The sequence below is a fragment of the Buttiauxella agrestis genome (genome assembly GCF_900446255.1).
Lineage (GTDB): Bacteria > Pseudomonadota > Gammaproteobacteria > Enterobacterales > Enterobacteriaceae > Buttiauxella > Buttiauxella agrestis.
This window is the reverse complement of sequence record NZ_UIGI01000001.1, coordinates 2,516,674-2,529,855: the sequence shown is the minus strand read 5'-3', so window position 1 is coordinate 2,529,855 and position 13,182 is coordinate 2,516,674. Positions and strand designations below refer to the sequence as shown.

Annotated in this window: 12 protein-coding genes; 7 read left to right on the top strand and 5 right to left on the bottom strand. The window is 50.2% G+C overall.

Translation table 11 applies throughout. From position 1 onward, the window contains the following. Positions 1–111 precede the first annotated feature (111 nt). Positions 112–3,576, top strand: a complete 3,465-nt coding sequence (locus DY231_RS12220) for an autotransporter outer membrane beta-barrel domain-containing protein (RefSeq protein ID WP_172588688.1) — start codon at positions 112–114, stop codon at positions 3,574–3,576. A 56-nt stretch (positions 3,577–3,632) separates the two neighbouring features. Here the strand turns inward: DY231_RS12220 and DY231_RS12215 are convergent, their stop codons facing one another. Together DY231_RS12215 and DY231_RS12210 are read right to left on the bottom strand one after the other, a co-directional pair. Further along, a complete protein-coding gene (locus DY231_RS12215) occupies positions 3,633–4,355 on the bottom strand; it encodes a LysR substrate-binding domain-containing protein (RefSeq protein WP_115628601.1) in 723 nt (240 codons plus the stop codon). Between the two features lie 81 nt (positions 4,356–4,436). Beyond that, positions 4,437–5,018 (bottom strand): nuclear transport factor 2 family protein, encoded by a 582-nt coding sequence (locus tag DY231_RS12210; protein WP_115628600.1) that lies wholly within the window; start codon positions 5,016–5,018, stop codon positions 4,437–4,439. A gap of 108 nt (positions 5,019–5,126) precedes the next feature. On the opposite strand from DY231_RS12210, the gene DY231_RS12205 reads away from it, so the two are divergent. Together DY231_RS12205 and DY231_RS12200 are read left to right on the top strand one after the other, a co-directional pair. Further along, entirely contained in the window at positions 5,127–6,071 is a 945-nt protein-coding gene (locus tag DY231_RS12205) for a LysR substrate-binding domain-containing protein (protein ID WP_115628599.1), read from the top strand. Between the two features lie 179 nt (positions 6,072–6,250). Then, positions 6,251–6,895 (top strand): DUF6904 family protein, encoded by a 645-nt coding sequence (locus tag DY231_RS12200; RefSeq protein WP_256682708.1) that lies wholly within the window; start codon positions 6,251–6,253, stop codon positions 6,893–6,895. 43 nt (positions 6,896–6,938) lie between these two features. Here the strand turns inward: DY231_RS12200 and DY231_RS12195 are convergent, their stop codons facing one another. After that, a complete protein-coding gene (locus DY231_RS12195) occupies positions 6,939–8,342 on the bottom strand; it encodes an ISNCY family transposase (protein WP_034500118.1) in 1,404 nt (467 codons plus the stop codon). A gap of 199 nt (positions 8,343–8,541) precedes the next feature. After that, complete coding sequence (locus DY231_RS12190; RefSeq protein WP_115628598.1) at positions 8,542–9,477, bottom strand: LysR family transcriptional regulator; 936 nt, start codon at positions 9,475–9,477, stop codon at positions 8,542–8,544. A 97-nt stretch (positions 9,478–9,574) separates the two neighbouring features. Between DY231_RS12190 and DY231_RS12185 the strand changes: the two genes are divergently transcribed. Together DY231_RS12185 and DY231_RS12180 are read left to right on the top strand one after the other, a co-directional pair. Beyond that, a complete protein-coding gene (locus DY231_RS12185) occupies positions 9,575–10,009 on the top strand; it encodes a DMT family transporter (RefSeq protein WP_115628597.1) in 435 nt (144 codons plus the stop codon). Positions 10,010–10,018: 9 nt separating this feature from the next. Then, positions 10,019–10,510 (top strand): DMT family transporter, encoded by a 492-nt coding sequence (locus DY231_RS12180; RefSeq protein WP_115628596.1) that lies wholly within the window; start codon positions 10,019–10,021, stop codon positions 10,508–10,510. An 89-nt stretch (positions 10,511–10,599) separates the two neighbouring features. On the opposite strand, the gene DY231_RS12175 is transcribed toward DY231_RS12180, so the two are convergent. Continuing rightward, complete coding sequence (locus DY231_RS12175) at positions 10,600–11,124, bottom strand: lipocalin family protein (protein WP_115628595.1); 525 nt, start codon at positions 11,122–11,124, stop codon at positions 10,600–10,602. A 118-nt stretch (positions 11,125–11,242) separates the two neighbouring features. Between DY231_RS12175 and DY231_RS12170 the strand changes: the two genes are divergently transcribed. Together DY231_RS12170 and DY231_RS12165 are read left to right on the top strand one after the other, a co-directional pair. Further along, entirely contained in the window at positions 11,243–11,971 is a 729-nt protein-coding gene (locus tag DY231_RS12170; RefSeq protein ID WP_115628594.1) for a MerR family transcriptional regulator, read from the top strand. Positions 11,972–12,060: 89 nt separating this feature from the next. Continuing rightward, the gene (locus tag DY231_RS12165) at positions 12,061–13,020 is read left to right on the top strand and encodes a YbgA family protein (protein ID WP_115628593.1); all 960 of its coding nucleotides are present in this window, start codon (positions 12,061–12,063) and stop codon (positions 13,018–13,020) included. Positions 13,021–13,182 lie beyond the last annotated feature (162 nt).

The window sequence follows — 13,182 nt, the reverse complement described above, 5'->3', positions numbered from 1 at the left end:
AATTCAATAAGCATGGTAAAGATGAAAACTGAACGTAATTCTCAGCGTTACCCGCAGACTAATAAGGTATCCGCAAAAACGAATATCAGAAGGTCTCCTTTTTTAATAAAAATGCTGACAGCAGCGGTGATTGCCGGTATCGGTGGGGTGGCGCAGGCTGCGACAGTGTTGGGCGACAGTATTATTAATGACGAGACACTGGTCTTTGACAACAGTGATAGTGTTGTCGATTCCGATAATATTTCCGGGACGGGTAGTCTGGTTCAGACCGGCAGCGGCATACTATTTTTAACGGGTGATAACACCTTTACCGGCACCACCACCATTGACAGCGGGAGCACGCTCTCTCTGGGCATTGGCGGAAACTCTGGCATGGTCAGCGGCGATATCATTGATAACGGCACGCTGGTTATTGATCGTCATGATGACGAAACTTTTGCGCAGACGATTTCCGGCACCGGGAATGTGAATATTAGCAATCCTTCCGCGAACATTCATTTTACTGCCGATAATACCTACACAGGGCTGACGACCAATGAAGGGGTTCTCTTCCTGGGTAATGGGGGAACCACCGGCAGTGTGGCTGGCGATATCGTCAATAACGGCATTCTGACGGTTATTCACAGCGATGATTATACCCTTGGTGGACTCACCGGGACGGGAGACTTGAACCAGTCAGGTAGCGGTAATTTAATCCTGAGTGACGAGCTATCCCAACACTCCCTTTATATCACCTCGGGGAGCGTTGAAGTGGCGTCTTCCGCGACCGTGAATTTCGGCAGCGGCGGGGTGACGAGTGAGCAAGAAAGCACCCTCCGTCTGGATTCAGGGGCGCATCTGAATACCACTGGCGGCGCTTATCTTTTTGGCGAACTGGATACCGACGTGAGTAGCGACGGCGGGCTGATTACGGCTAAAGATGCCATCATTGGCCCTCAGGCTACCCTGAACATTGTCGGTCTGGGGAGCAGTACGCCGACCAAAGCCAGTGAACTGCCACAATCATTGACGACAGTGATACACACCACCGCGGGTATTCGAGGTGATTTTTCCACTGTCAGTTTCGGAACCACGGGAATGCCGGATTATCTGATTGCTCACGGTGAGAAATCGGCAGACAACCTGGATTACAACGTGGGCTATGAGCTGGCCTGGACCTCCGGCGGCGCAGACGCTAACGGCAACTTCACGCTGACGCCAGCAACAGACAATTTTGATGTCGACGTGGTCCTGGCCGATGAGGCAGCAAATGCCGCGACCGGTTGGGATGGCAAAACCCTGACCAAAGCTGGCGAGGGTAATTTAACGCTGTCCGCGCTGAACACCTACACCGGGGCTACGCTGATTAACGGCGGTTCATTAACGACGGGTATTGCGCATACGCTGGACAGCAGCAGCGGCGTGGACATTGCCAGCGGAGCCAGCCTTATTCTGAATGGTTACAATCAAACGCTTAATGGGCTGACCGGCACGGGGAATGTGTCCCTTGGTAGCGCGGAACTCGGTGTTGACGTTGCGCAGGGCAACGATCAATTTGACGGTGTGATTACAGGCAGCGGCAGCCTCTCCAAACAGGGCAGCGGCACGCTGAGTCTGGGTGGAACCAGCTCCTACAGCGGAGGAACGACGGTAGAAGCGGGCGATCTGTTACTGACGCAGGCACAGGCGACGGGAACGGGCGGTGTATTAATCAATAATGAAGGCACGCTGGAACTGGCGTTCAACGACGAGAGTTTCAGCAACGACATAAGCGGCAGCGGAAAGGCGCTGGTGAGCGGAACGGATGTGGCAATCACTGGTGATAATACGGCGTTTGCAGGGCTATGGGATATCACGGGCAGTGCCATTGTGACTCAGGCTTCCCAGCTCGGCAGTGCCAGCGTTACCGACGACGGCCTGCTGAACTTTAATAACGATAGCGACTGGACGTTAACCAATACTATCAGTGGCAGCGGCGGCGTGAATAAAACCGGCAGCGGCACACTGATCATTAATAGCGGCCTCACCTACAGTGGCGATACCCATATCAGCGGGGGGACGCTGCAAATTGGCGAGACGCAGGGCAGTCTCGACAGTACCGGTACGGTCTACGTTGAGGCAGCGGGTACGTTACGCGGAAATGGTTTCGTTGGCGGGTCCGTGGTCAACAATGGCGTCGTCGGCGTACTGAGTGACAGCACCAGCCAGTTACACATAGCCGGGGATTTGGAAAACAATGGCATAGTTGACCTGACCAACAACGTCGCTGGCAATACCCTGACGGTGGAGGGTAACTACAGCAGCAACGATGGCCAGCTGATTATCAACAGCGATCTTAATGGTGATGATTCTCCGACGGATGAAATGGTCGTCAATGGTGATACCAGCGGCAACACTCTTGTTACCGTGAATAATATGCATGGGCTGGGTGAGCAGACGGTCAACGGAATTGAGGTGGTCAACGTTGGCGGCCAGTCTGACGGCACCTTTACCTTGAAAGGGCGCGCAGTTTCGGGCGCTTACGAATACTCTCTGTATCAAGGTACACCGACAGAAAACGACGGCAACTGGTACCTGCGTTCACAATCAAACGCAACAGACCCCACTGATCCTACCGACCCGACAAACCCTGATGGCCCAACGCCTGAACCCGGCTCCGATACACCCGTGCTGCGCCCGGAAGATGGCTCGTATCTCGCTAACCAAAGGCTGGCGAACAGCGTATTCCTGACGACAATGCACGATCGTAATGGTGAAAACCGTCAGTCCGGTGACGATTCACCGTTAACCTGGGCACATTTTGATGCAGGACGTATCAACAGCAAGGCCGGAAGCGATTCTCTTTCGACCGGTTCCGACACCGCGATATTGCGCGTCGGCAGCGATATTTATCGCCATGATTTCGGGAATCAGCGCATCAATGTTGGGGTGATGACAGGGTATGCCGATGTTAGCTCGCACACCGATTCGCGCGGCGTAAGCGCCACTTCCGACAGCAATCTCAAAGGGTACAACTTTGGGATTTATGGCACCTGGTATGGTGGATCCGCAGACCAAAAAACCGGGCCTTACGTCGATACCTGGCTGCAATATGGCACTTTCCATAACACCGTTAACGGCAGCGATTTACCGGAAGAGAAATACAGCAGTCACAACTGGACCGGCTCCCTGGAAACAGGTTATGACCTGGAACTCAGTTCAGCACACGGATTGTATATACAGCCTCAGTTCCAGGCGATTTATACAAAATACAGCCAGGGAGATCAGTACGAATCCAACGGAACGCGCGTCCACAGTGACGATTCTGGCGGCGTAACAACCCGTCTTGGCTCACGTCTCTACGGCCAGTTACACGATGCCGGATCGACGCAACCTTATGTTGAAGTGAACTGGTGGCATGGCGGCAGCAGTAATAGTATTCAGATGGATGACGCAACAGTAAGCGATAACGTTCCGGTTAACCGCTACGAGGTGAAAATTGGCGCGCAGACAAATGTCGGTAAAAACTGGCAACTGTGGGTCGCTACCGGTGTAGAAGCGGGTAAAGACGGTTACTCAAGTGTGCACGGCCTGGTGGGCGGCAAGTATTCCTGGTAAGACATGAAAGCAGAACCCGCACTGTATTTCGTAATGGTGCGGGTTCATGTTCACTTCTAATACAATTCTTTGCATTGATTAATTATTTTTAAAACCTCGATGAAATTATTATTTTTTAGCGAGGATTTATTGTATGTCAGATACATGGTGACGGGTTCGGTCTGAAATTCGCACTCCAGAATCTTAATGTTGAAACTTTTTGCAAATTTATTGGCAAACCATTGAGGAATGAAGCTGACACAATTGGTTTTTTCGGCAATCGCTGTATTAGCAATAATGGAACTACTACTAAAGGAAAATTCCCGGTCGCCGAAATAACTATTAATATCATTCTGAAGCCGTTTCACACCATCTGAACCCACCGTCAGAAACGTGGAGTTTTCGAGAGCCATTTCTTCCATCGTTAATGTATTTTTCAGGCGAGGGTGATCCTGACGACAGATAGCCACTACATGCTCGCTGATATAGGGTTCAGTAATAGTAGAAAAGCTGTAGAAAGGCTTGGTGTCAAAAATAATATCCGCTTTGCGATAAATCAAAATATCTTCATCGTTATCCATGATGGCATCTGAACTGATATGCGAAATAGTGCAATGCAACGCATTTGCTTCGACATGCGCACAAATATCAGGCATCAAGCGAGTAGCAGCATAAGCAGTTGAATGGATAGTAAATTTGCTTTTCGTACTGGCATCAGAGAAGTAATCCAGACTGTTTAGCAGATGGCTAAATCCATCATTGAGGTGAAGATGCAAATTTTCTGCGACCGTCGTAGCCACCAGACCTTTCCCCTCGCGAACAAACAGCGGATCAGAGAAAAAACTGCGAATTTACGGGGAAGGGCGAGGGTATTTCTGAAATCATGCTGCCAACCAGCGCTGACCGTCGGTTTTCATTTTTGCTTCAAGTTCACTGCCGCGCGTCGCAAATACGCGACCCAGAGGAAATCCGCTTTGCTCCAGCAAATAGGCCAGCGCGGCATATTCGCGCGGATATTTCACAACAATCGTCTGATCAATCTCCACCGGACCTAACGGGAACGTAAAGGTGCCGATATCGTAAACACTCTGACGGTGGAACAGTTTCCACTCGCCATTTCTTTTTTCTACCAGATCGTAAAAACGATTGTGACACTCACAGCCAATATTGAGCTTCACGTTCTCGGCGATGATGATCGCGTTAGTTTCAAGAATCGCTTTATCCCCGGCTTCATTGAAGGTAATGGCAGGTGTTGCGATGAGATGTTTAGTGCGCAGGTCAGAAGCCCCCATGCGCATTGAACCATCGACAAAATCGCTTCCCAGTCCTTCAAACCAGGTAATTTCAATCGTGCCATCAGGATGAAACAGGTCACGTAACCGATCCCATTCGCCTAAATCGCGGTGCATCCAGCCATTCATCAGGTCATTAAGTTGTTGGCGATCTTGTAGTGGGTTTTGCATGTTTTCAATTCCTGTTAGTTGACTGGATTTAGTTTGGACGCAAAATGCGATAAGCTCAAATACATAGATTTTACTGATTAATCATTTTTAATGATTAATGGAGTGGTTATGGATTTACGTCACCTGAAGTATTTTTTAGCCGTCGCCGAAGAGCGACATTTTGGCCGGGCGGCGCAGCGGCTCAACATTGTTCAACCGGCCTTAAGTATGCAAATTAAAGCCCTTGAAGCTGAGTTGGGCGGCCCGTTATTCATTCGTACCAGCCGCCATGTTGAACTCACCGATGCCGGGAAACTTTTGCAGGTTGAGGCCACGCGCACGCTGGAACAAGTGGAACATACTCGCCTTGCCGTTGAGCGTTCTATTCGCGGTGAAACGGGCAGGGTGCGGATAGGGTTTGCCGGTAATGCGGTTTTCAGTGGCAGGCTGATGCAGGACATACGCTCATTTCATCAGGCTTATCCGGATGCTGAATTGATTTGCCAGGAACTTGCGCCGCAGTTGCAACATGAAGCCATCCAGAACGGGACTTTAGATGTGGGCTATATGCCGGATTACTATCCGGTGCATGATTCAGCCCTTGTGTATGAATGCGTGGGAGAATGGTCAAGAGTCGTGGTGATGGCAAGCGATCATAAGCTCGCCGACAAAGAGCGCCTGACAATAGACATGCTGGCTCATGAACCAATGATTATGTACTCAATTAATGATGTGGATTCGCAACTGGATACTCAGTTACAAAGGCTACTTGGCGATTCCCTGAACATTGCGTGGCGTATTTCCAGTTCACTGAGTGTTCTCGCCATGGCCGGTGCCGGGCTGGGTATTGCTCTGGTTCCCGCGCCGTTAGCTCAGGTGGCCATCCCCGGTGTCGTTTATCGGGTACTTGATTCGAAAGAGTTGTCAGCAAATCTGATGATGGTTAGTCGTAAAGACGAATCCAGCGCCGCGGTTATTGCTTATCTCAACCACAGTCGGAAACGAATGATGGAATCAGTGCTGGAGAATGAACTTTCAGAGGCTATCAGCCACCAGGGCAATGAAGCTGATTAATCACTGGATTCTGCCTTAGCTTACTTTTGTCAAACCTCAATTAAACTGACCGTTATCTGGCTCAATTGAAATGACCATTAATCCTGTTTCTTTTCAATTAATCTCGGTGTTTTGTTTAATACCGGATGCTGAATGAAATCATTACTGATAGTCTTTTTTCATACTGAAATAATGTGAAGATGGACGTTATGTTCCGATTTGAATTAACACCCAATAATGCCGGTATTATTTTATGGGGAGATACGGCAGCACTGGATGAATTACACCAGTTTATCCATTTCGCTGTGGACGAAAGTCCTCTGATAAAGATTAAAGATGGCTTTATGCTCGCCCTGGCCTATGACATCCGCAAAGCCCGGGAAGGTTGTCGCCGTACTGAGCAGTATCAGTATGAAGAAGGGGATTCCTATCAGCTTTATGGCGTGGAACTGTTATGGCCACTGGTCTTGCTTCAGTCTGCAATCCTCAGACGTTCAATGAGTTACATCCAGACAGATAAAAAACAGTTATCCATTATGTATGCATTCGAGCATCTTCTGGAGTCCGCTTTACAGGCGTTTCTGCCGGGTAACCGGGCAGAAGTGATGATAAAACTGGCCAGCAGCGCAGCTGACTCTGACTTTGAATGGCTTGAGGACAATATTGACAGCCGGTGTTGTTATTTCCTCAGTCAGCCACCTGCAAAGAGAAAAGAAAAACTGGATAAGATCCTTTGCTCCTTTGATTCACTCTGGAGTCAATATGCCCGTGAAAAGCCGGATACAAAAATGCTGAATACCATGAATAATACGGACTGGGTCTGGCCAGATACGATTCACTGGTAAGCACGTCATTAAGTTGTCGTCGCACTCATCAATAACGGTTGAATCAGCCAGGCTTTTTGCCAAAGATTTGCTCAGAACGCGACTGAAGCTGCTTCAGGGCTTCAAGCATGTCATCCTGGTTCAGCGCACGCTGGGTCTTTTTACCGGCCGCTCTGGGACGTCGTCGGGAAGGGCCATCACCTGCAGGAACGGACTGTGAGCGAGTGTCATCGCGGTTGCTCTGTACCAGCCGGATAAACTCAAGTGTTCTGCCGAGACGTTTATTATCAACAATGGCACCCTGGTCGATTTCAGAGAGCCGATCGTAGGTAGAGCAGGGAAGAGCCACACCATTCAGACGCAGCTCTTTTTGCCCATCGGGGTAATGATATACATCAATATACTTACCCATGGCGCGGCGGCTATATTCACTGTCTTCTATCAGATACAACATTTTATCGTATTGAATGGTCAGTGCTTTTGAGACCTTTCGCTTCTCGCGAACAGTGAATATCAGATCCAGATCTTCATCGTGTTCCACGGTGCGGTGAACATCAAAATCATGCCTCGGGATTTTACCAAAGCGTCGGTTGTAATCAGCCCTGTATGTTTCGGCGAATGCATTGGCCGCTTCCATTGAACTGATCCCCTGTAACCGGAACTCTTTCACCAGGCGGTCCTGCAGGGTGAGATGTGCACGTTCGACGCGACCTTTCGCCTCACTGGTATCGGCACAGATAGTCTGAATGCTCAGCTCGTGCATGGCCCGACCAAACTGCGTATGGCCATCACCCCCGGTCGCATTTTTGTTATTCACCCGAAAAACGCCCGCTTTATCACTGTACAGCGCCAGTGGCTTACCGTGTTTGTCGATGTAGCGTCGCGTGGCTTCAAAATAAGAGAACGTGGACTCTGATTTGACGAACAGAAGCTCCATAATTTTGCTGGTTGCATCATCAACGTAGACCAGAGCGGTACAGGCCGGGCCACGGTCTTCGAACCACTCATGGTCGCAGCCATCTATTTGTATCAGCTCACCAGTACACGGGCGCCGGTAACGAGGTTGATGGATCCTGGCTGCCCGTTGTTTACGGGGAACCCAGAGACCCGCACGCGTCATAATGCGCCTCACGGTCTCTTTACCGAGGATCAGACCGTGGAGCTCTGCGAGTTTTTCCTGCGCGAGTGTCGGACCGAAATCAGCATAACGTGTCCTGATAAGTTCCAGAGCCTGATCGGCAAGACCGGGCATAAGTTGCCTGTTACCACGCATGCCACGTCGCCGGTTGGCCATACCGAGCGGACCTTCTTCACGGTAACGCACCAGAAGCCGGCGGCATTGCCTGTCGCTGATCCCGAGGTGTTCAGCTGCGCGGTGCGTTGTCATTCGGCGCTCGATGACATCCTGGATAATTTTGACGCGGTTGATCTCTTTCAAGGTAAACATTCCTGAGCTTTCTGCGCACATGGCAATCTCCGGTAGTTTTTACTGATGAAAAACGACTCCGTGAGACTCACCATATCGCGGTCACGTGAATTGAGCTACAGGCGGACACTACTATTGAGCTGCTACAACTTTGGTGCGCATAATGTATATTATGTTAAATAGACTATCAGGATACAAACCCGATACCATCTCAGAACTCACCAGGCTAACTCACCTCACATCAATCGAGCTGCCAGTAAAGCGGCGTGCCGTAAACTTCCACAAAGTAATCAATGACCGCCCGTACGTTTAATGGCGGTCGTCGCGCGTTGGGATAAATGGCGGCGATATGCTGCGGCTCTGTATTAATTGCCGCTTCGAATCCCTCCATGACTCTGACAAGATCACCATTTTTAAGACTGTCGCCAATGAGCCAGTCCGGGAAAAGAACCAATCCCATACCACCCAGCGCGCTGGTCAGTAACGATTCCGCATTATTAGATGTCAGTAACCCTGTTACCGGATAATGAGTCCAACTGCCGCCTTGCTCCCTGAATAACCAACGGTTTGGCCCTACTGATCCTTTATAAACCAGACATTTATGATGAATGAGATCCGCTGGGAGCTCCGGCTCTCCATACTTTTCTATATAGCCTGGGGAAGCTGCCAGATGATAATGCTGGGTTCCAAATATGCGGGCATGGAAAGAGGAATCCGTCAGTGTGCCAATTCTGAAAATCACGTCTGCCGCGTCCCTGTGGGGATCGATATAGTTATCAGTCTGCGTCAGTTCAATCAGCAACCTCGGATAGCGGGCTGAAAGTTCAGTAAGCCATGGAGCAATATGTCGCTGGCCAAAAAATACTGGCGCATTGACTCGTATCAGCCCTGCGGGCTCGAGGGATCGGTCCAGCATCGCTTTACGCGCTTCACTCAGCTGGTCAGTCATTGCGCGGGCATAGTCAATAAATAGGCGACCCGCTTCAGTGGGGATAACTGCTCGGGTATTACGATAAAAAAGCTGCTGCCCAAGCGTGTCCTCAAGTTGCAGGATCACCCGCGAAATCATTGACGCTGAGACCCCTTCTCGCCTTGCGACAGCTGAAAAACTCTGTTCGTCAAACACACCGATGAAAAACATCAGCGTGCGGAAATTAATGGCGCTCGGATCGTACATTATCTCGATTCCTGCAAAGGTGTTTCCTGAATTATACCGTTTTTCATTATTCCCCGCTGCTATAGGATCCTGCACCTAAGCCACTGGAGAGTGTTATATGCAGCTTTTATTTATATTTCTCGTCGTTTCCGGCGGGATGGGGTTATCCGTTGAAGCGGGTTTATTAGGGCCGCTGGGCGGTGAGGTCGGCGACTTATGGGCCACTTTCAGCATTTTCGGGGTCGGCGCGGCGCTGACATTCTTGCTGATGCTGTTCTTTAGCCCACGAAACAGCCCTTCATTCTTTACTCAACCTTCATGGACTTTGTTGGGTGGAATTTTGGGCCCGGTATATGTCGTCATCCTGACCGTTGCGGTTCCCATTATCGGGATTGCAATGACGATGATTGGCATTCTGGCAGGACAAGTCTTCAAGAGCCTGGTCATTGACCACTACGGCTTGTTCGGTGCGGCGCATCGCAAAATTGACAGTAAGCGAATTATTGCGCTGATTTTTATTATTGCGGCTCTGTTCCTTGTGGCCAAAGGCTAAGGTGAAACTGTGAATATATTAATGATTTTTCTGGCGGTCATCGGCGGTGCGGTCCTTAGCGTGCAGGCTGCCATTAATGGAAAGTTAGGCTGCAATGTTGGCGTGTTCCGCAGTGCGTTTTTGACTTTCTCCGTTGGCGCACTGGTCACCGCCCTGCTTATTTTCTTCTTCGAACCAAAGCATGCCCTAACCTTGTTGGATGTGCCGAAATGGCAATTGCTTGGCGCACTTTGTGGTGTTCCTTATATCGTCATTATGGTGCTGGCTGTTCAGCGTATTGGTGCGGCTGTTGCAACAGTTGCGGTAATTTTAGGTCAACTGACAATGAGTATGCTTATTGATAATTTTGGCTGGTTAGGTAATGAGGTCATTCACTTCTCAGCGACACGCCTGGGTGCTGTGGTCTGCCTGGGAATTGCGCTTTTCTTCATCTATTCCAGTAATAAAGCTAATGTCGCGGCGACAGAAAAAAATACCGGTCAGGTGTCAGAGCAAGGCTAAACGCAGATTAGATACACGCGCATTCTGCCAGTAATAATGACCGGGTTCGATTCAGGCATCTTTCGCCGGACAGAACCCGGTGCAATGACTTACTGCTTCACCCACACGAGCTGCTCGACTTTGAATCCCAGCGTGCGTGCCGTGTTCAGGTAATCCTGCTTCACCGCATCCGGAATGGTTGGCGTTCGAGACAAAATCCACAAATAGTCACGGTTCGGACCGCTAACCAACGCGTACTGGTAATCATCATCCAGCTTGATCACGTTATACCCGCCATAGAACGGCCCAAAGAATGACACTTTCAGCGCAGCCGTCGTTGGTGCGCCAGTGAACGAAGCTTTCCCTTCACTCTCATTCCACTTGTTTTTAATCGGATCATATCCACGATTGAGCACGCTAATCGCACCATCGCTGCGCTTACCATAAGTTGCAGTGACCTGCTCAAGGCCACGTTCGAAACGGTTTTCAAGGCGAGCGATTTCATACCATTTGCCAAGATAACGGCTGGCATCAAACCCAGTAATAGGCTGAACTCCTTTCGGCGGCGTGGGAGATTTACAAGCAACCAGGGTTAGTGCGATAGCGACTCCGGTCACAACAGGCCATAGCTTCATGGGAACTCCTTTCATCTACGCGGTTGGAAATAAAGTGTAGTGCAAACATCCTGCGCTACATTCAGCCCGGTAATATTCGTAGTATATTGAGAATATTCTCTATTATCAGGTGAGACTTATGCCCTACTCCATCGGTGAATTTGCCCGTCTTTGCGGGATAAACGCCACCACGCTCCGCGCCTGGCAGCGTCGTTACGGTCTGATCAAGCCGATGCGCACTGATGGCGGACACCGTCTTTATAGTGATGATGATGTCGAGCAGGCGTTAAAAATTCTCGACTGGGTGAAAAAAGGCGTTCCGGTCAGCCAGGTTAAACCCTTGCTGGCAAGGCCTGAAACACGTCAGACAAACAACTGGCTCAGTCTTCAGGAGAGCATGTTGCAGCGGCTGAAAGAGGGAAAAATCGAGTCTCTGCGTCAACAAATTTACGATTCGGGCCGCGAATATCCGCGCCCGGAGTTGGTCTCGGAAGTCCTGCGTCCGCTGCGAAGTAAAGTCTCCGCCAACATTCCCGCGATAATGACGCTGCGCGAAATCCTCGACGGCATCATCATCTCCTACACCTCATTTTGCCTCGAAGGTGATAAAAAAGCGCCGGGCGATAATTACTTAATCACCGGCTGGCACCTTACCGATCCTTGTGAAATCTGGCTTGAAGCGTTAAAGCGTACAGGGCAAGGACAGCGGATTGACGTGCTTCCCGTGCCGCCTGTCATGCTGGCCCCGGAGATCTTCCCGGATCGAAAATGGCTGCTGGTCACTAGTGGCAAACTGACCGCCGCGCGCAAAAATCAGATTGAGCTCTGGCAGCAACAAGTCGCTTCGCTCGAGGTCATTGCGCTCTAAAATCCTTCCCCTAAACTTGTACAAACACTATTATTTGTCTAAGTTTTAATAATGTGATTACCACATTGTTCACAGGCAAGGTGAAATTCATGAGCACTAAACCAGTCATTGGGATCAGCGGATGCTTAACCGGCTCCACAGTCAGATTTGACGGCGGTCATAAACGGATGGGATTTGTGATGGACGGACTCGCGCAGTGGGTGAATTTCAAACCCATCTGCCCGGAGATGGCCATCGGCCTGCCCGTTCCGCGTCCGGCGCTACGTCTGGTACAGACCGGCGAAGGGGATTTGCGGATGCGCTTTAGCCATGCACCTCATGATGATGTTACGGACAAAATGACCGCCTTCGCGGACTCGTTCCTGTCATCGCAAGGCGGTTTGTCTGGCTTTATCGTTTGCGCTAAGTCACCAAGTTGCGGTATGGAGCGCGTGCGGCTGTATGACGAAAACGGCAATCGCGGGCGCAAGGAGGGAGTTGGCATCTTTACGCAAGCGCTACTGGAGAAATACCCGTGGCTGCCCGTTGAAGAGGATGGCCGTCTGCACGATCCGGTGCTGCGGGAAAATTTTGTCGAGCGCGTCTTCGCCTTGCATGAGCTGAATACCCTGCGGGCAAATGGCCTGACTCGTCGCGCGCTGCTGGACTTCCATAGTCGCTACAAACTTCAGTTGCTGGCGCATCACCAGCCAGGCTACCGGGAAATCGGGCCTTTCGTCGCCTCTTTGCACGAGTGGGAAAACCTTGAGAGCTTCTTTGTAGAATATCGCGCAAAACTAATGGCGATCCTGAAAACGCCCGCGTCGCGGAAAAATCACACTAACGTTCTGATGCATATTCAGGGCTACTTCCGTAATCAGTTAAACAGCCGCCAGCGCGGAGAATTACGGGATGTGATTCTGCATTACCGTGATGGGCTGTTGCCGCTCCTCGCGCCGCTGACCCTGTTGAAGCATTATCTTGGCGATTACCCGGATCGTTACCTGGAGACGCAAAACTACTTTTCACCCTATCCCGATAATTTATGCCTGCGTTTGATGGTTAACTGATCATTACCCCTTTCGCTGCTATCGCCTAAATTGCTGAAATCTGAAAATGGTAATCAGGGCTTAACGTTAAATAGTAACGTAAAGAAATGAAAATAAGCCCTCTTCTCTATAGCTAATGAGAACCCTTCTTATTTGTGAGTTTTATGCATTTGGCGCAATAAA